General features: G+C 54.3%; 16 protein-coding genes. 8 read left to right on the top strand and 8 right to left on the bottom strand.

The window, feature by feature from the left end; genetic code table 11:
* Positions 1-67 precede the first annotated feature (67 nt).
* A complete protein-coding gene (locus tag AC2FAP_RS12460) occupies positions 68-1495 on the bottom strand; it encodes a glycoside hydrolase family 1 protein (protein ID WP_333061544.1) in 1428 nt (475 codons plus the stop codon).
* A gap of 7 nt (positions 1496-1502) precedes the next feature.
* Positions 1503-2828, bottom strand: a complete 1326-nt coding sequence (locus tag AC2FAP_RS12455; protein ID WP_020883770.1) for a PTS sugar transporter subunit IIC — start codon at positions 2826-2828, stop codon at positions 1503-1505.
* A gap of 300 nt (positions 2829-3128) precedes the next feature.
* On the opposite strand from AC2FAP_RS12455, the gene AC2FAP_RS12450 reads away from it, so the two are divergent.
* Positions 3129-4166, top strand: a complete 1038-nt coding sequence (locus AC2FAP_RS12450) for a LacI family DNA-binding transcriptional regulator (protein WP_032678896.1) — start codon at positions 3129-3131, stop codon at positions 4164-4166.
* On the opposite strand, the gene lysA is transcribed toward AC2FAP_RS12450, so the two are convergent.
* Positions 4136-5398 (bottom strand): diaminopimelate decarboxylase, encoded by a 1263-nt coding sequence (gene lysA, locus AC2FAP_RS12445; protein ID WP_151887160.1) that lies wholly within the window; start codon positions 5396-5398, stop codon positions 4136-4138. The two genes, AC2FAP_RS12450 and lysA, sit on opposite strands and share 31 nt — an antisense overlap.
* Positions 5399-5520: 122 nt before the next feature.
* Here lysA and AC2FAP_RS12440 point away from each other — a divergent pair, with 122 nt between their 5' ends.
* Entirely contained in the window at positions 5521-6444 is a 924-nt protein-coding gene (locus AC2FAP_RS12440) for a LysR family transcriptional regulator (protein WP_449541300.1), read from the top strand.
* Here AC2FAP_RS12440 and AC2FAP_RS12435 read toward each other — a convergent pair.
* Entirely contained in the window at positions 6439-7131 is a 693-nt protein-coding gene (locus AC2FAP_RS12435; RefSeq protein ID WP_449541301.1) for an aspartate/glutamate racemase, read from the bottom strand. The two genes, AC2FAP_RS12440 and AC2FAP_RS12435, sit on opposite strands and share 6 nt — an antisense overlap.
* Positions 7132-7267: 136 nt before the next feature.
* Here AC2FAP_RS12435 and AC2FAP_RS12430 point away from each other — a divergent pair, with 136 nt between their 5' ends.
* Positions 7268-7591, top strand: coding sequence for a cupin domain-containing protein (locus tag AC2FAP_RS12430; protein ID WP_059305878.1), 324 nt, complete (start codon positions 7268-7270; stop codon positions 7589-7591).
* 41 nt (positions 7592-7632) lie between these two features.
* Here the strand turns inward: AC2FAP_RS12430 and wzz(fepE) are convergent, their stop codons facing one another.
* Positions 7633-8757: an LPS O-antigen length regulator Wzz(fepE) gene (gene wzz(fepE) / locus AC2FAP_RS12425; RefSeq protein WP_032670189.1), complete on the bottom strand. Its 1125-nt coding sequence runs from the start codon at positions 8755-8757 to the stop codon at positions 7633-7635.
* 540 nt (positions 8758-9297) lie between these two features.
* On the opposite strand from wzz(fepE), the gene AC2FAP_RS12420 reads away from it, so the two are divergent.
* From AC2FAP_RS12420 to AC2FAP_RS12405, 4 genes are read left to right on the top strand one after another with little or no spacing between them, the layout of a single operon-like run.
* Positions 9298-10188: a carbohydrate ABC transporter permease gene (locus AC2FAP_RS12420; RefSeq protein ID WP_014171468.1), complete on the top strand. Its 891-nt coding sequence runs from the start codon at positions 9298-9300 to the stop codon at positions 10186-10188.
* Entirely contained in the window at positions 10181-11083 is a 903-nt protein-coding gene (locus tag AC2FAP_RS12415; RefSeq protein ID WP_025203331.1) for a carbohydrate ABC transporter permease, read from the top strand. The genes AC2FAP_RS12420 and AC2FAP_RS12415 overlap by 8 nt, the downstream gene beginning before the upstream one ends.
* A 12-nt stretch (positions 11084-11095) precedes the next feature.
* Positions 11096-12223: an ABC transporter ATP-binding protein gene (locus AC2FAP_RS12410; protein WP_322415209.1), complete on the top strand. Its 1128-nt coding sequence runs from the start codon at positions 11096-11098 to the stop codon at positions 12221-12223.
* 14 nt (positions 12224-12237) lie between these two features.
* The gene (locus AC2FAP_RS12405; protein WP_020883762.1) at positions 12238-13524 is read left to right on the top strand and encodes an ABC transporter substrate-binding protein; all 1287 of its coding nucleotides are present in this window, start codon (positions 12238-12240) and stop codon (positions 13522-13524) included.
* Between the two features lie 38 nt (positions 13525-13562).
* Here AC2FAP_RS12405 and araE read toward each other — a convergent pair whose 3' ends face one another.
* The 3 genes from araE to kduI form a co-directional block, all read right to left on the bottom strand.
* The gene (gene araE / locus AC2FAP_RS12400; RefSeq protein ID WP_226777985.1) at positions 13563-14996 is read right to left on the bottom strand and encodes an arabinose-proton symporter AraE; all 1434 of its coding nucleotides are present in this window, start codon (positions 14994-14996) and stop codon (positions 13563-13565) included.
* 295 nt (positions 14997-15291) lie between these two features.
* On the bottom strand, positions 15292-16053 hold the full coding sequence (kduD, locus tag AC2FAP_RS12395) for a 2-dehydro-3-deoxy-D-gluconate 5-dehydrogenase KduD (RefSeq protein ID WP_014171473.1): 762 nt from the start codon (positions 16051-16053) through the stop codon (positions 15292-15294).
* 63 nt (positions 16054-16116) lie between these two features.
* Complete coding sequence (gene kduI / locus AC2FAP_RS12390) at positions 16117-16953, bottom strand: 5-dehydro-4-deoxy-D-glucuronate isomerase (protein ID WP_449541302.1); 837 nt, start codon at positions 16951-16953, stop codon at positions 16117-16119.
* Between the two features lie 298 nt (positions 16954-17251).
* Between kduI and AC2FAP_RS12385 the strand changes: the two genes are divergently transcribed.
* On the top strand, positions 17252-18427 hold the full coding sequence (locus AC2FAP_RS12385; RefSeq protein WP_485452945.1) for an oligogalacturonate lyase family protein: 1176 nt from the start codon (positions 17252-17254) through the stop codon (positions 18425-18427).
* Positions 18428-18511 lie beyond the last annotated feature (84 nt).

Below are 18511 nucleotides of genomic sequence, written 5' to 3'. Positions count from 1 at the left end.
ATGCGCAGGCCGGGCGTCCTCCCGGCCAGTTTGTGCGCTATTTTACCAGAACCAGCATGGTTTTCGCTTACTTCCATTCATCATCGACCGGGAGCGTGAGCACGCGCGCATCGCGCAGCTGCCGGAACCAGCTCGCCGACCTTTTCGCCCGCCTGGCGCGATTGTTATCGAGATCGATCTCAATCAGCCCGTAGCGGTTTTTGAAGGCGTTCATCGGCGATACGTTGTCCGTGAAGGCCCACAGCATATAGCCATGACAGTTTGCCCCCTCCTCCCGCGCCAGCAGCGTGTAATAGAGGTGCTCGCGAATGAACGCAATGCGGTACTCGTCGTCAATGACCCCGTCACTGTTGCGAAACTGCGCTTCGTTCTCCACGCCCATCCCACTCTCCGCCACGAACCAGTCGATGTTGCGGTAGTCATTTTTTATCCGCATCGCCATATCGTAGATAATGCGGGGGTAGATTTCCCAGCCGCGGGATTTATTCATTCGCCGTCCTGGCAGTTCGAACGGTTCGTAGTAGTACGCCGGGTGGAACGGTGTCTCCGGGTGCCAGGCACGAGACGGCGCTTTCACCCGATGCGGGTAATAGAGGTTTATCCCCAGCTCATCGACGGTGTTCTGCGCAATCAGTTCCAACTCTTCTGCGGTGTAGTCCCACGCCACCTGATGCTGTTCCAGCAGCGTAAACAGTTCTGGCGGGTAGCGCCCGTGCACCAGCGGATCGAGAAATACGCGGTTATAGAACAGATCGTACTTCTCTGCGGCGTTAACATCGTGCGGTGCGCACGATCGAGGATAGGTGACTTCGGGGTTGAGAATACAACCAACCGAGCCAGGGTAGCCTTTGGCACGAAACAGCTGTACAACCTTTGCCGTCGCCAGAACCTTATGGTGGTTCCACTGCATCCATTTACCGGTATTCTGCTCGTAGGGCCAGCGCAGCGCATCGAGATAAACGCGGGTCTGTACCACGATCGGTTCATTGAAGGTAAACCAGCGGGTGACTTTACCGTGGTAGCGTTCAAAGACTTTTTCCGCATAGCGGACAAACAGTTCAACAACCTGCTTTGAAGCCCAGCCGCCGTAAGTGTCAAGCAGCACGCCCGGCAGCTCGTAATGCTCGAGGCAGATCATCGGCTCAATGCCCTGACTGTGCATCTCATCGAACAACGCGTCGTAATAGGCAGCGTACTCCTCGTCCACCGTCACTTTTTCATAGTCGGTTAAAAAACGTGACCAGTTAATCGAGGTTCGGTAGTGCGTCAGCCCTGCCTGCTTCATCAGCGCCACATCCTCGCGAAAGCGGTTGATAAAGTCGGTCGCCACCGCCGGGCCATAGCCGTTGTGCCAGACGTGACGATCGTTTTTGTACCAGAGATCGATCCACGAATCCTGCCCCGCCTTTTTGCCGCTCCAGCCTTCGGTTTGCCAGGCTGACGCGGCCGCGCCCAGAATGAAATCCTGCGGAATGGTTATCTGTTTTGTCGTCATCACATCCTCATGCATTGTCGGTCGCCTGTTGCAGCGCGGCCTGTTCGGCACGTCGTGAAGCAATCTTCACAAACGGCAGGTAGATAATGACGGCAGTCACAATGCAGATAAGCTGAGTGATGACCGCCCCCATCGATCCGGCGGTGGAGAGCCAGGCGTTGATCAGCGGCGGCGTGGTCCACGGCACCATCACCACGGCTTTACCGGCAAAGCCGGTCACAGTGGCAAAGTAACCGATAGAGCCGGTCACCAGCGGCGTGATAATGAAAGGAATGGCGAGGATCGGGTTAAGCATGATTGGCATGCCGAAGATCACCGGCTCGTTGATGTTAAAGAGCCCCGGACCAATGGAAAGCTTGGCGATCTCTTTCATCTCTTTGCGTTTGGTGGCAATCATGACCGCGATCAGCAGGCCGATGGTCAGCCCCGACCCGCCGATGCTCATATACACATCCCAGAACGGCATGGTGATGATATTCGGCACCTCTTTGCCCTGCTCAAAGGCGCTCATATTAACGGTGATGGCGCCTAACAGCAGCGGCTCGCGGATCGGCTTGATCATCTGGTTGCCGTGAATACCAATCACCCAGAAAAGCTGTGCGACAAACATCAGCAGCAGAATGCCCGGCAGGCTTTGCACCACGCGCTCCAGCGGCTGTTGCACCACCTGATAGACCGCGTCATAGAGATACATGCCGGTGAGTTGATGGAAGACGAAACCCAATGTGGCAATCGCGGTAGTGGTGATGATCGCCGGGATCAGCGCGGAGAACGATGCCGCCACGTTTGGCGGTACGGTGTCCGGCATCCTGATCTTCAGCCCCTTGCGGTTTTCCAGCCAGCAGTAAATTTCTACCGACAGAATCGCGATAAACATGCCGAGGAACAGGCTGCGGGTATCAGAGAACTGACGCAGCAGCACGTCTTTCACCACGTGCATTTCACCATCCACCAGCATCTCGACGGTTGTCGGCGTCACGCAGATAAAGCAGATCACCGCCAGCAGGCCAGGGAATAACGATTTGATCCCGTTGATGCGGCCCAGTTCGATACCGATTAAGAACACCGCGCCAATGTTAAGGAAATTCAGGGTGGCGTAATTGAGCGCGCTGGTGATGGGTTTTAGCGTGGCGAGAAAAGAGAGGGACTGGAAGCTCGCCAGGCCATTTTTCGGATCCAGTACCATATTGGAGATCAAAACAGAGAATGCCCCAACGATGATGACCGGCATTAAGGTAATAAAGGCAGACTTGATCGCCATGATATAGCGATAACTGTTGAATTTTGTGGCAAAACTGCCCAGAGCGTCGATCAGTTTTTCCTGTAATGCCATAGGGTAATACCTCAGTAAAAGGGCTTTTATTGGATAAGGTGTACAGCCGGATACTATTGGCATACCAAAAATAGCTTCATGTCGGGTTTTGTTCTGTGATTAAGCTCTCAACGACGTAACAGGTATTCCAAAATGCGGTTTATATCGATTTTGGCATACCACTTAAAACCCGGTATTTCGAACTGACCGATCGTTACCTAAAAGCGTGATCGTGCTGGAAGTTTTGCCCTTCCCGCATCGCTTATGCACCGGATGGTCTGTGTTAAACTGCAGATCGTTACGTGGAATCAGGAATGTCTAATGGCAACAATGCTGGATGTCTCATTGCGCGCGGGCGTGTCGAAAGCCACGGTATCGCGCGTGCTGAACGGCACAGGTCAGGTTAAAGAGAGTACGCGTCAGCAGGTGTTTAATGCGATGGAAGAGCTGGGCTACCGCCCAAATTTTCTCGCGCGTTCGCTGGCAAACCAGACCAGCAACAGCATTGGTCTGGTGGTCTCTACCTTTGATGGTTTTTACTTTGGTCGTCTTCTTCAGCAGGCCTCCCGACAGACGGAAACCCACGGCAAGCAGCTGATCGTCACGGATGGTCACGACGCCCCGGAGCAGGAAGAGCAGGCGGTACAAATGCTGGCCGATCGCAAATGCGATGCCATCGTGCTTTACACCCGCTACATGAGCGAAAAAGCGATCATGAAGCTGATCCATTCGGTGCAAACCCCGCTGGTGGTCATCAACCGTGAAGTCAGCCAGGCGCCCGATCGCTGCGTGTTCTTCGAACAGCAGGATGCCGCCTTTAAGGCCGTGGATTACCTGATCAACCAGGGCCACCGGGAGATCGCCTGTATCACCGTCCCGATCCACACGCCAACCGGGAAAGCGAGGCTGATGGGCTACCGTAAGGCGCTGGAAAAGCACGGCATTCGTCTGGACGAGCGGCGGATTAAGTATGGCGATGCGGGAATGACGCGAGGATATGAGCTCTGCAAAGAGCTGATTGCCGACGGTATAGCGTTTAGCGCTCTGTTTGCCTGTAACGATGATATGGCACTGGGTGCGTCCAAGGCGCTACACCAGGCGGGACTGCGGATCCCACAGGATATTTCCCTGTTTGGCTTTGACGATGCCCCATGCGCGAAATGGCTGGAGCCTGCGCTCTCGTCGGTTTACCTGCCTATCGACAATATGATCGTTACGGCTATCGATCAGGCGATCCGGCTGGCAAAAAACCAACCGGTCGACGCGATCCCGCCGTTCACCGGTACGCTGGTATTACGCGACTCGGTCACGACGGGGCCGTACTTCACTCAGACGAGTTCCAGCGCCAGCAGTTCCTGAATGGTCTGGCGGCGGCGGATCAGCCGCGCCTTGCCGTTATCAAACAACACTTCTGGCAGCAGCGGGCGGCTGTTGTAGTTTGAGGACATTGACGCCCCGTACGCACCGGTATCGTGCAGCACCAGATAGTCGCCTGGTTTAACTTCCGGCAGCGCGCGGGTTTCCACTTTCCCCCCTTCCTGCTGGGTAAAGACATCACCAGACTCACACAGCGGGCCCGCAACAACCGTCTCGATACGCGGCGCGTGAGTTAAATCGCGGCCATCGGCAGCCAGAGCCGAAATGTGGTGATAGCTGCCGTACATTGACGGGCGCATCAGATCGTTAAAGCCGGCGTCAATCAGCACAAAGTGGCGCGAGCCCATCTCTTTCACGCTGCGAACCTGCGCCACCAGCACCCCGGATTCAGCCACCAGGAAACGACCCGGCTCAATTTCCAGCTTAACGGCATGACCAAGATGCGCGGCGACCTGGTCACGCGCGGCGCTCCACAGGCCGTAATAGTGATCGGTGTCGATCGCCTCTTCCCCTTCACGGTAGGGAATGGAAAGACCGCCCCCGGCGGAGATCGCCTCCAGATCCTGACCAGACTCGATCACCTGGCGCACCATTGCGCCACAAACCTGCTCAAGGTGCGCGTAATCCACACCGGAGCCGATGTGCATATGAATGCCCACCAGCTTCAGATTGTAACGCTGCAAAACGTCCAGGGCGGCGGGCATATCGGCATACCAGATACCGTGCTTGCTGTTTTCGCCGCCGGTATTGGTTTTTTGACTATGACCGTGACCAAAGCCAGGGTTCACGCGCAGCCAGACGCGGTGGCCCGGAGAAACCTGCCCAAGCTGTTCCAGCATATCCACGGACCCGGCGTTTACCGGCACCTGCAGCTCATGGACGCGAGCAAGCGTGGCGTCGTCGATCACATCGGCGGTAAACACAATCGCGTCAGGATCGGCTTTCGGATCAAACCCGGCCGCCAGCGCGCGCTCAATCTCCCCCAGGGAGACGGAGTCGACCTTCACACCCTGCTCACGCATCAGACGCAGAATGTGGATATTGGAGCACGCCTTCTGGGCAAAACGCACCACGTCAAACTGATGCAGGGCAGCAATCTTCTCGCGAACAATCTGCGCGTCGTAGACCCACACCGGACAGCCAAACTCGGCAGGCAGGCGTAGCAGGTTTTCGGCATTCAAATCGGTATCAGTCTGGTTAAGCGGGCGTGGCATGGTCTTTCTCCGGGGTGACATTTTTTTATGATTACGCCACAGCAGGAAGAGAATAAAAAATATCGTTTTATCGCGAGTCTATGCAAAAATGATATGGACAGTTCTTTGTATTCAGGTGACCTATGCCCGCCGTCAATTTACGCCATATCGAGATTTTTCACGCCGTGATGACCACGGGCAACCTCACCGAGGCTGCGCAGATGCTCCATACCTCGCAGCCAACGGTCAGCCGCGAGCTGGCGCGATTCGAGAAAGTGCTGGGACTGAAGCTGTTCGAACGCACACGGGGCAGGCTTCACCCAACGGTACAGGGGCTGCGCCTGTTCGAGGAAGTGCAGCGCTCATGGTACGGGCTGGACCGCATTGTCAGTGCAGCGGAAAGCCTGCGCGAGTTTCGGCAGGGCGAGCTATCGATTGTCTGCCTGCCCGTCTTTTCACAGTCTTTTTTGCCGACGCTGCTCCAGCCTTTTCTGGCCCGATATCCGGAGGTGAATCTCACGATTGTCCCGCAGGAGTCACCGCTGCTCGAGGAGTGGCTCTCCGCACAGCGCCATGATTTAGGCCTGACCGAAACCCTCTCTACGCCCGCGGGAACGGAACGCACGGAACTGCTCTCTTTAGATGAGGTGTGCGTGCTGCCAGCCGGGCACCCGCTTGCCCGCAAGCAGATTCTGACGCCAGCGGATTTTCACGGTGAAAACTACATTAGCCTGTCACAAACCGACAGCTACCGGCAGCTGCTGGATTCACTGTTTGCCGAGCATCAGGTGAAGCGCAGGATGGTGGTCGAGACCCACAGTGCGGCCTCCATTTGCGCCATGGTGCGCGCCGGGGTGGGCGTTTCGGTGGTGAATCCACTGACGGCGCTGGATTACACCGGGCGCGATATTGTCATCCGCCCGTTTAGCCTGTCAGTCCCGTTCACCGTGAGCCTGATCCGCCCCCTCCATCGCCCGGTCTCAGCGCTGGTGGAGGCGTTTACGGAGCACCTGATAGCCCATGCCCGTCAGGTGGCGCTTCGTTTATCCGATCGGCAAAGTTTATGACAGCATAAACTCCACGGCATCGGCGGCATGAATCGCGGCGGTATCGAAGACCGGAATCGGGCTTTGCTCAACCGGCACCAGTAAACCGATTTCCGTACAGCCGAAGATCACCCCTTCCGCCCCCTGCTGCGCGAGTTTTTCAATCACGCTGACGTAATATGCACGGGATGATTCGCTAAAGGTGCCGAGGCAGAGTTCATCAAAGATAATCTGGTTGATGCGGGCCCGGTCAGCCTCATCCGGGATCAGGCTTTCAATGCCAAACTGGCTGCTCAACCGACCGCGGTAAAAATCCTGCTCCATGGTGTAGCGCGTTCCCAACAGCGCCACACGACGTAACCCGGATGCGGTGATGGCCCGCCCGGTTGCATCAGCAATGTGCAGGAAGGGCAGCGAACAGCGCACTTCGATATGGGACGCGACTTTATGCATGGTGTTGGTACAGAGCAAAATCCCCTCTGCTCCCGCACGCTCCAGCCCCAGCGCGGCCTCGGCCAGTATTTCCCCGGCTTTATCCCATTCACCGCTCGACTGGCAGGCTTCGATTTCATGGAAATCTACGCTGTGCAGCAGCAGGCTGGCAGAATGCAGGCCCCCCAGACGTTGCTTCACCCCTTCATTAATCAGGCGGTAATAGGGGATTGTCGATTCCCAGCTCATCCCCCCTAACAGGCCGATCGTTTTCATCATCCCTCCTTATGTGTTTATCCCAGTGAAGCAAACTTGTGATCGTGTTTCCAGTTCTTTGTCACGTCGTTTCTTTTTAACCCATGGTGATATAAATTAAATGAAACATTGTTTTAATGCATTCTGGGGTGACGATATGTTTATTTTCCACAACGAGACCATGCTTGACGATCTGGGGAACGGCGTGACGCGCCGTATTCTTGCCCATGGCGGTAAAATGATGGCGGTGGAGGTGAATTTTGAACAGGGCGCGACAGGCCCACTGCATAACCATCCTCATGAACAGTTAACCTATGTGCTGTCCGGCGAGTTTGAGTTCACGATTGGAGACGAAAAACACGTGGTGACGGCCGGGGATACCCTCTACAAAAAGCCACATGTGATGCACGGCTGCGTGTGTCTTAAACCCGGCACGCTGCTGGATACCTTCACGCCGGTACGTGAGGATTTTTTGAAATAAAAAAAGGGCGCTGATGACAGCGCCCTTCTCGTCTGCGTTTTTTATTCCGTTACAGGCTCGACCAGAGGATTGCGGCTGAGCATGGCCTCACGCAGTAATACGCTGCCACAGGCAAACAGCCCGCCCAGCAGTCCCGCCAGGATCACAATCAGGGCTTTGCCCGGACCGTCTTTTTTCACCGGCATGGATGGAGAGAGCTGATACTTGAACGGTTCAAGTTTGACGTCTTCGACAGACAGCTTTTTCAGCTGCGCCAGGTAGTATTCCCGGTTCTGGAAGTCCGCGTTCAGCTCAGCGATGTCCTTGAGATTTTTTTCAATCTGCAGTTTTTGCGCAATACCGTCGGCACCGAGCGCGACGGAATAATCCGGATCGTCTTTAACCGCCTGACCGTTGCTGTAGACCGGCTTTTTGATACCCGCCGCGTTGGCCACTTCCAGAGAATAGTTAAGACGCTGCAGATTGGTGTTGTGAACATTCGTCAGACGTACCCGATCCAGCTCCAGCTGTTGCTCCACCACTTTGGTTTTCAGGGTGATCTGGTTACGGATATTCTCCATGGTTTCCTGCTCAACAATCTGCGAGATGTAATCCACGTAACCTTTAAGAACCGTTTGCGCATCCCCCGCCGTCGGCGCGGTGAAGCTCAATGTCCACGAGACGTACGGCGCTTTATCCGCGTCTTTTGCCAGAGTGTTATCTACCGCTTTCATCTTTTCGGAGATATTGACCACCGCACGATGCAGCTCAAGCGGATCCACATCAGTGCCTTCCAGCTGTGCCATCACGTAAGGTGAGGATTTCATGTACTCCTCAAGCAACGACTGCGACTGGAACTTTTTAATAAACTGGTTAAACACGTCCGGACGGGTAATTTTCACGTCCACGTCGAGCACCTGCAGGGCCACCATCATCTGGCGCAGCGGGTTCCACTGCGTCTGTTCCGCCGGTGTGATCACCGCTTTACTGGTCCATTTTTGTGGCAGTAAGAACGCGATGGCCAGTCCAACCAGTGCGAATGCGAAGGCAATCACGACGATACGTTTTTTTGCCGCCAGAAGAACTTCTAACAGTCCCAGAAGGTCAATTTCTTTGGAACTGACTGCCGGGGCCGCGTAATGGGGGAAGTCGAGATCCGTATTTTTTTTGAAATCCATTGCTGACATAGCCATTCTTCTTTTGAGGGTGCAGACCATTTCTGCCTGATTGGTTACAGTGGTCCGATGATACAAGAAAGTAAGAATTATCTGAACGAAAGAATGATCCAGCTGTAGACCTGCTATCTGAATTAGTAGTTAGTTTCTCCACGGTATTGTCTTTATTAATCATCCAGTTCTTTCCGCCCGCCCTCCTCTCTCTTCTTTGAACGCCTGAAATAGCGCAAAAATGCCATCCTCATCACCTTATTGAAACACCGTTTCGACTTTGATCACATTTCCGCTATTAAGCGAATGACGCAGAAACAAATAGCAATAATATAAAATAAAACGGCGTTTTATTATCCAGGAACACGAGTTCTACCGTATTGAAACCCAGGCGTTTCGCTCAACGATGAAATCGAAAAAAGTCTTATAAAACAAAGTTAAATGAAGTAACCGTGACACGTATTACCCAGAACATCGCCGTTCAGGCTCGGTTTCGACAGCCTGAAAGGTTGTTACAGACGCAGATTCCGTTTTAAACCATTGATTACCAGGTAGGTAAGTATGAATGAAAACAAGCTGCTGGGGCTCGCGTGGATATCACCCTACATCATTGGGTTGATACTCTTTACGGCTTTCCCCTTCGTCTCATCGTTTTTCCTGAGTTTTACGGATTATGACCTGATGAGCCCGCCGGTATTTAACGGCATTGAAAATTATCGCTACATGTTTACGGAAGACACGCTCTTCTGGACATCAATGGGAGTGACGTTTGCGTATGTATTTCTGACCATCCCCCTGAAACTCGCCTTTGCATTAGGGATTGCGTTTGTTCTGAACTTTAAATTACGCGGTATTGGATTCTTCCGTACCGCCTACTATATTCCGTCGATCCTCGGCAGCTCCGTGGCCATTGCTGTTTTGTGGCGCGCGCTCTTTGCCATTGATGGTCTGCTGAACAGCTTTATTGGCGTATTTGGTTTTGACCCGGTGAACTGGCTGGGTGAGCCCTCGCTGGCCCTGATGTCGGTCACCCTGCTGCGCGTCTGGCAGTTCGGTTCCGCGATGGTCATCTTCCTGGCCGCGCTGCAAAACGTACCGCAGTCGCAGTATGAAGCGGCGATGATCGATGGGGCATCCAAATGGCAGATGTTCACGAAAGTGACCGTGCCGCTGATCACGCCGGTGATTTTCTTCAACTTCATTATGCAGACCACCCAGGCGTTCCAGGAGTTTACCGGACCGTATGTCATTACCGGCGGCGGGCCAACGTATTCCACTTACCTGTTCTCACTCTACATCTACGACACCGCGTTCAAATACTTTGACATGGGTTACGGCGCAGCACTGGCGTGGATCCTGTTCCTGGTGGTGGCCATTTTTGCCGGTATCGCCTTTAAGTCATCGAAATATTGGGTGTTCTACTCCGCCGATAAAGGAGGCAAAAATGGCTGATATCCAACAACTTTCCACGGCGAGGACGATTGCCGAGCGTGAAGTCGCCCGCACGCTGCGCAGAGAGAAAATTAACGCCGCTGTGCGCTACGTGATCCTGCTGTTTGTCGGCCTGCTGATGCTTTATCCGCTGGTGTGGATGTTCTCGGCGTCGTTTAAACCGAACCACGAGATTTTCACCACTCTCAGCCTGTGGCCTGCCCATGCGACCTGGGACGGTTTTGTGAATGGCTGGAAAACCGGCACCGAATACAACTTCGGCCATTACATGCTGAACACCTTTAAGTATGTGATCCCGAAAGTGATCCTGACCATTATCTCCTCCACCATCGTGGCGTACGGCTTTGCGCGCTTTGAAATCCCGTGGAAGAAATTCTGGTTCGCTACCCTCATCACCACCATGCTGCTCCCCAGCACCGTGCTGCTGATCCCGCAGTACCTGATGTTCCGTGAAATGGGCATGCTCAACAGCTATATGCCGCTGTACCTGCCGCTGGCCTTCGCCACCCAGGGGTTCTTCGTCTTCATGCTTATCCAGTTCCTGCGCGGCGTGCCGCGTGACATGGAGGAGGCGGCGCAAATTGACGGCTGTAACTCGCTTCAGGTGCTGTGGTACGTGGTGGTGCCGATCCTGAAACCGGCCATTATCTCCGTCGCCCTGTTCCAGTTCATGTGGTCAATGAACGACTTTATCGGGCCGCTGATTTATGTCTACAGCGTGGATAAATACCCGATAGCACTGGCTCTGAAAATGTCCATCGACGTCACCGAAGGGGCGCCGTGGAACGAAATTCTGGCAATGGCGAGCATCTCCATTCTGCCATCCATCATTGTCTTCTTCCTGGCACAGCGCTACTTCGTCCAGGGCGTCACCAGCAGCGGAATTAAAGGTTAAGAGGGAAATATTATGGCTGAAGTTATCTTCAACAAACTGGAAAAGGTCTACTCCAACGGCTTTAAAGCGGTACATGCCATTGACCTGAAAATCGCTGAAGGAGAGTTCATGGTGATCGTCGGCCCCTCCGGCTGCGCCAAATCCACCACCCTGCGCATGCTGGCCGGCCTGGAAACCATCAGCGGGGGTGAAGTCCGCATCGGCGATAAGATTGTGAACAACCTCGCGCCGAAAGAGCGCGGCATTGCGATGGTGTTCCAGAACTACGCGCTCTATCCCCACATGACGGTGCGCGAAAACCTGGCCTTTGGTCTGAAGCTGAGCAAACTGCCAAAAGATCAGATTGAATCTCAGGTCAACGAAGCGGCCAAAATCCTTGAGCTGGAAGAGTTACTCGACCGCCTGCCACGCCAGCTTTCCGGCGGCCAGGCACAGCGCGTGGCGGTAGGCCGTGCGATTGTGAAAAAGCCGGATGTATTCCTGTTCGACGAACCGCTGTCAAACCTCGACGCCAAACTACGCGCCTCAATGCGCATTCGTATTTCCGACCTGCACAAGCAGTTGAAAAAATCCGGTAAACCGGCGACCACCGTCTACGTCACCCACGACCAGACCGAAGCGATGACCATGGGCGACCGCATCTGCGTGATGAAACTCGGCCACATCATGCAGGTTGATACCCCGGACAACCTCTACCACAAGCCGAAAAACATGTTCGTGGCAGGCTTTATCGGCGCGCCGGAGATGAACATTCGTCAAAGCCAGCTGGTGGAAAACGCCGGGAAACTGCACATCGCCATCGGCAATGAAACCATGCCGCTGAACGCCGGGATGCAGGAGAAAGTCTCCGCTTATGCCGGGCAGGCCATTTACTACGGCGTACGTCCGGAATTCGTTTCCCTCTCCGACGCACCATTCGTTGACGGGGGCTGCAGTGGCGAAATGGTTCGCGTGGAAAACATGGGCCACGAATTCTTCGTCTATCTGAAGGTTGCGGACTACGAACTGACCGCCAGAATTCCTTCCGATGAAGCTAAGCCAATGATTGATAAAGGCCTTCATCGCAAGGTGTATTTCAGATTTGATATGAATAAATGTCATATTTTTGACGCAAAAACTGAACAGAACCTCTCTCTCTGATGGAGTTTATAAAAATGAAAAAAGTGCTTTTAAGCGCAGCAATCTCCGCGACGCTGGGCCTTACCGCTTTGCCATCGATGGCGCAAGATGTCGAATTACGCATGTCCTGGTGGGGCGGTAATGGCCGCCATCAGGTGACGTTGAAAGCGCTGGAGGAATTCCATAAGCAGAACCCGGATATCAACGTTAAAGCAGAGTACACCGGCTGGGATGGGCACCTCTCCCGCCTGACCACTCAAATTGCGGGCGGCACCGAGCCGGATGTGATGCAGACCAACTGGAACTGGCTGCCAATCTTCTCGAAAACCGGCGACGGGTTCTACGACCTGAACAAAATGAAAGACGTGATCGACCTGACCCAGTTCGATCCCAAAGAACTTCAGTCCACCACCATCAACGGCAAGCTGAACGGCATTCCGATCTCCGTCACCGCACGCGTGTTCTACTTCAACGACGAGACCTGGAAAAAAGCCGGTATTGCATACCCGAAAACCTGGGACGAGCTGATGGCGGCGGGTAAAACCTTCGAGAGTAAACTCGGCAAGCAGTACTACCCGGTCGTGCTGGAGCATCAGGACACGCTGGCGCTGCTGAACTCGTACATGATTCAGAAGTACAACATCCCTGCCGTGGACGAGAAAACCAAGAAGTTCGCTTACAGCAAAGCGCAGTGGGTGGAATTCTTCCAGACCTACAAAACGCTGGTGGATAGCCACGTCATGCCGGACACCAAATACTATGCGTCGTTTGGTAAGAGCAACATGTATGAGATGAAGCCGTGGATCCAGGGAGAATGGGCGGGAACCTACATGTGGAACTCCACCATCAACAAGTATTCCGACAACCTGAAGCCACCGGCAAAACTGGTGCTGGGCAGTTACCCGATGCTGCCGGGCGCAACCGATGCGGGCCTTTTCTTCAAACCGGCGCAGATGCTCTCGATTGGTAAATCCACCAAAAACCCGGAAGCGGCGGCGAAACTGATTAACTTCCTGCTGAACAGCAAAGAGGGAGTAGATACGCTGGGTCTGGAGCGTGGCGTGCCGCTGAGTAAAGCCGCGGTGCAGTTCCTGACCGAAGACGGCACCATCAAAGAGAGCGATCCGTCGGTCGCGGGGCTGCGTCTGGCGCAGTCTCTGCCGGCCAAACTTTCCGTGTCACCTTACTTTGACGATCCGCAGATTGTGGCCCAGTTCGGCACCTCTCTGCAGTACATCGATTATGGACAGAAATCCGTGGAAGAGACCGCCGCTGACTTCCAGCGTCAGGCTGAACGTATTCTGAAACGCGCTATGCGCTAACGAAAAACCGGGTGGCCTCTTCGCCACCCGGCAACAGACTACACGCCAATATTACGCAGCTTCTCGCCGGACATCAGCCTGCGCTCGATATGCTCCAGCGTGACGCCTTTGGTTTCAGGGATCAGCCAGAACGTGACCCCGATAAACGCGACGTTGAGAACCGTATAGAGCCAGAAGGTTCCTGCCGCGCCAATTGAATCCAGCAGCGTCAGGAAGGTCGCGCCGATGATCATGTTCGACACCCAGTTGGTGGTCGTGGAACAGGTGATACCAAAGTCGCGGCATTTGAGCGGCTGAATTTCGGAACACAGGATCCACACGACGGGCGCAGCGCTCATCGCATATCCGGCAATACACATCATGGTCATGCCAACAGAGAGCCAGGAAAGACCGCTTGAGGCCGTGCCGTTATCAAACTGCATCAGGCAGTAGCCAAGGATCAGCGTACCGAGCGCCATGACGCTAAAGCCAATCTTGAGTGCCGGTTTACGTCCGGCTTTATCCACGGTGAACACCGCGATAAAGGTGGCGAACATAAAGGTCAGCCCCACCACCAGCGTGGCAACCATTTGTTGTTCCGTGGTGGTGAACCCCGCCATTTTGAAGATACGTGGCGCGTAGTACATGATGATGTTCATCCCGGTGAACTGCTGCATCGCCTGCAGCAACATGCCGAGGAACACCGCGCGACGTACGTTGCGGTTGATCTTAAACAGCGCCCAGCCCCCCTGCTTCAGCTTCAGGCTTTCGCGGATCTCGTTCAGCTCTTCACGTGCTTTTTCTGAGGTATCACGCAGCATCCGCAGCACCTCTTCCGCTTCCACATGACGGCCCTTTTGCGCCAGCCAGCGCGGACTGTTTGGCAGGAAAATCACCAGAACAATCAACACCAGCGCCGGGAGCGCCAGTACGCCCAGCATCGCGCGCCAGTTGCCGCTGTAGCTGAAATAAGTGTCAGACAGAAACGCCAGCACGATACCCAGCGTCACCATCAGCTGGTACATACTGATCATCTTGCCGCGCACGTTCTCGCTCGCCATTTCGGAGAGGTACAACGGCGCAGTGTAAGAGGCAATCCCCACCGCCACGCCGAGCAGCACGCGGGAGAGCAGCAGCATTTCCACGTTCGTGGCAAATGCTGACCCAATAGAGCCGGCGACAAACAGAATCGCCCCCACCATCAGGCTGTATTTTCGCCCGAGGCGGAACGAAAGCCAGCCGTTAAACAGTGCGCCGATGGCCGCACCCAGCATCATGCTGCTGACCACCCACTCCTGCAGGCGGTTACTCAACGTAAAGTGATCGGTGATAAAGGGCAGCGCCCCGGCGATCACGCCAATATCCAGACCGAACAGTAAACCGGCCACTGCAGCCGCGATGGAGACAAACTGATTCATGCGTCGGGTATCACGCAACGCGGCGGGCATAAGGGTAGAGTCATTTATAGATGTCATATTTTCCTGCCTGAACAGCGAAATTCGTTAACTGAAATTACGAGATAGCGCGGAAAAGTGTCAGGCCGTAATTCGCGAAGATATGGATTATTTCGCTGTGGCATAGCGTTCTGTGATGGACATTACAATTTCAACTAACGATGAAATACCGCCAGTTTTTATTAATCATTTAATTTTTAAGCAATAAAACTGTGATGCATATCATTTATGATTTTTTAGTATGGATTTTTCGTCTTGAGCCATATGGATAATGGCAATTTTTGAGCAAAAAAAACCTCCACCCACCGGCAGAGGTTTAAGACGGAATACGCAATTAACGCGCCAGCCAGCCGCCATCGACCGCCACGGTATAGCCGTTGATGTAATCGGATGCCGGAGAGGCCAGGAACACGATCGGCCCCTTAAGATCGTCCGGAAGGCCCCAGCGGCCCGCCGGGATACGGTCGAGGATTTCCGCGCTACGCTGTTCGTCAGCACGCAACTGCTGAGTGTTATTCGTCGCCATGTACCCCGGCGCAATCGCGTTGACGTTGATGTTGTGCTTCGCCCACTCGTTTGCCAGCAGACGGGTAACGCCCATCACCGCGCTCTTGGATGCGGTATAAGACGGCACGCGGATACCGCCCTGGAAGGAGAGCATAGAGGCGATATTAATGATCTTGCCGCCTTTCCCCTGGGCAATGAAGTGTTTCGCCGCCGCCTGGGACATAAAGAACACGCTCTTAATGTTCAGGTTCATCACGTCGTCCCAGTCGCGCTCGCTGAAATTAATCGCGTCTTCACGGCGAATCAGTCCGGCATTGTTCACCAGAATGTCGATATGGCCGAATTCCGCCACCGCGCGATCCAGCAGTTCAGGGATGGCGTCAATTTTACGCAGATCGGCGGTCAGGCTCAGAAAACGACGCCCCAGCGCGGTGACGCGCTCGATGGTTTCAGTAGGCTCAACAATGTTAATCCCGACGATATCGCAGCCCGCTTCCGCCAGCCCTAACGCCATACCCTGGCCCAGTCCGGTGTCACAACCGGACACCACAGCCACTTTACCCTGCAGAGAAAATGCATCCAGAATCATGTTTGTTCCTTAATCTTTCAACGCCTGTCACCAACAGGCAGGTTTATGCTTAACTGCCTGCGGCTAGCGCAGATCGTTAACCGCGACGTGGTCCATGTCATCAAAGACCTGGTTTTCACCGACCATACCCCAGATGAAGGTGTACGCTTTCGTGCCTACGCCCGAATGAATAGACCAGCTCGGCGAAATCACCGCCTGCTCGTTATGCATCACGATATGGCGCGTTTCCTGCGGTTGCCCCATCATGTGGAACACGCAGGCGTCCTCGTCCATGTTGAAGTAGAAATACACTTCCATACGGCGCTCGTGGGTATGGCACGGCATGGTGTTCCACAGGTTGCCCGGAGCAAGCTCGGTCAGCCCCATGCTGAGCTGGCAGGTTTCCAGCACATCCGGAACAAAGTATTTATTGATGGTGCGACGGTTGCTGGTGAGGTTGTCACCCAGCGTCACCGGGGCGACATCCGCCGGGGTCACTTTTTTGGTGGGATACGGGGTATGTGCGGGCGCACAGTTGTAGTAAAACTTCGCCGGTTTACCGCTGTCGATGCTGGCGAACACGACCTCTTTCGCCCCTTTACCGACATACAACGCGTCGCGATGACCTATCTCATAGCACTGTCCGTCTACGGTAATGGTGCCGGGGCCACCGATGTTAATCACGCCCAGCTCGCGACGCTCAAGGAAATAGCTCACACCAAGCTGTTTACCCACTTCTCCACCCACGGGGACGGTCTGCGTCACTGGCATAATCCCGCCAACGATAATACGGTCGATATGGCTGTAGACCATGGTGTACTTATCGGCCTCGAACACCTGCTCGACTAAAAACTCATTGCGCAGCCCCTGAGTATCCAGCGTTTTGGCGTGCGCACTGTGGATGCTTTGTCTGACGTCCACCGTAACCTCCAGAAATGATCGTGCCCGCAGGCAGAAAATTAACGAAACGACGTTCCGTTTTCATGATGAGCACAGTCTAGCCCCAGAGAAGGGGGTTTTCAATTACATTTAAAACAACGTTTCATTTTTTCTGTTTGTTTATACCAGAAATGGCGTTCGGATCACGATAAAGAGAGCCAGACATTAATCTCGCCAATGAAACAGACAAAGTGCGCCATCAGTCACACATAATGAAACATTGTTTTGATAATTTAATACTCACTTTTTAATCTACTTTTATCGATCAAAGGAGTGCATTATGGCTAAAGGTATGCGGGTCAAGCTGAACTACGAGGTCAGCCACGATCCGGATACAGGCGTGGAATTCACCCGCCTGACCCCACCCGACGTGACCTGTCACCGCAACTACTTCTACCAGAAGTGCTTCTTTAATGATGGCAGCCACCTGCTGTTCGCAGGGGCGTTTGACGGTCACTGGAACTACTACCTGCTGGATCTGCAGAAGGCCGAAGCGGTACAGCTGACGGAAGGCGCGGGGGATAATACCTTTGGCGGGTTCCTCTCTCCGGATGATAAATCCTTCTACTATGTGAAGAACGACCGCACGCTGCTGGAGGTAGATCTCCATACCCTGGTAGAACGCGAGGTGTACCGTGTCCCTGATGACTGGGTCGGTTACGGTACCTGGGTCGCCAACAGCGACTGCACCAAACTGGTTGGGATAGAAATCGCCCGACGTGACTGGACGCCGCTCAACGACTGGAAAATTTTCCACGACTTCTTCCATAAGGGGCCGCACTGTCGACTGCTGCGGGTGGATCTGAAAACCGGTTTAAGCACCACAATCCACGAAGAGAAAAACTGGCTTGGCCACCCTATCTATCGTCCGTTCGATGACAACACGGTCGCGTTTTGCCATGAAGGGCCGCACGACCTGGTCGACGCCCGCATGTGGCTGGTCAACGAAGATGGTACGCACGTGCGCAAAGTGAAAACGCATGCGGAAGGCGAAAGCTGTACCCATGAATTCTGGGTGCCGAACGGTTCTGCCCTTGTGTATGTCTCTTATCTGAAGGGCCAAAAGGGCCGCACCATCTGCAGCTTCAATCCGGATACGGGCGTCAATGACGCAGTCATGCCAATGCCCGCCTGTTCCCATCTGATGAGCAACGTTGACGGCTCCCTGCTGGTGGGCGACGGTTCAGGCACGCCGGTTGATGTGAAGGATACGCACGGTTACACCATTGATAACGATCCTTATCTGTACGCCTTTGACGTGGCGAAAAAAAGCTACTTCCGCATTGCCCGTCACGACACCTCCTGGGCAACGGTGGCAAATAGCCGCCAGGTCACCCACCCGCATCCCTCCTTTACTCCGGACGAGAAAGCGGTGCTGTTCAGTTCCGATAAAGACGGTCAACCCGCCCTCTATATCGCGAAACTTCCTGAGCAACCTGAAATGTTGCATGCATGATTTGAGTTTGTGTTTCTGTAACTGGCCTTGCCCTCCGTTTCGGAGGGCTTTTTTTTCAGTGGGCTTTTGCCCGTTGGGCGGCGC

This window comes from Enterobacter cloacae complex sp. 394I7 (assembly GCF_057320345.1).
This window is presented reverse-complemented; position numbering and strand designations above follow the sequence as displayed.

Coding starts and splice junctions, on each gene's coding strand:
- AC2FAP_RS12460 (WP_333061544.1), bottom strand. CDS start 1,495: ATGACGACAAAACAGATAACCATTCCGCAGGATTTCATTCTGGGCGCG.
- AC2FAP_RS12455 (WP_020883770.1), bottom strand. CDS start 2,828: ATGGCATTACAGGAAAAACTGATCGACGCTCTGGGCAGTTTTGCCACA.
- AC2FAP_RS12450 (WP_032678896.1), top strand. CDS start 3,129: ATGGCAACAATGCTGGATGTCTCATTGCGCGCGGGCGTGTCGAAAGCC.
- lysA (WP_151887160.1), bottom strand. CDS start 5,398: ATGCCACGCCCGCTTAACCAGACTGATACCGATTTGAATGCCGAAAAC.
- AC2FAP_RS12440 (WP_449541300.1), top strand. CDS start 5,521: ATGCCCGCCGTCAATTTACGCCATATCGAGATTTTTCACGCCGTGATG.
- AC2FAP_RS12435 (WP_449541301.1), bottom strand. CDS start 7,131: ATGAAAACGATCGGCCTGTTAGGGGGGATGAGCTGGGAATCGACAATC.
- AC2FAP_RS12430 (WP_059305878.1), top strand. CDS start 7,268: ATGTTTATTTTCCACAACGAGACCATGCTTGACGATCTGGGGAACGGC.
- AC2FAP_RS12420 (WP_014171468.1), top strand. CDS start 9,298: ATGAATGAAAACAAGCTGCTGGGGCTCGCGTGGATATCACCCTACATC.
- AC2FAP_RS12415 (WP_025203331.1), top strand. CDS start 10,181: ATGGCTGATATCCAACAACTTTCCACGGCGAGGACGATTGCCGAGCGT.
- AC2FAP_RS12410 (WP_322415209.1), top strand. CDS start 11,096: ATGGCTGAAGTTATCTTCAACAAACTGGAAAAGGTCTACTCCAACGGC.
- AC2FAP_RS12405 (WP_020883762.1), top strand. CDS start 12,238: ATGAAAAAAGTGCTTTTAAGCGCAGCAATCTCCGCGACGCTGGGCCTT.
- kduD (WP_014171473.1), bottom strand. CDS start 16,053: ATGATTCTGGATGCATTTTCTCTGCAGGGTAAAGTGGCTGTGGTGTCC.
- AC2FAP_RS12385 (WP_485452945.1), top strand. CDS start 17,252: ATGGCTAAAGGTATGCGGGTCAAGCTGAACTACGAGGTCAGCCACGAT.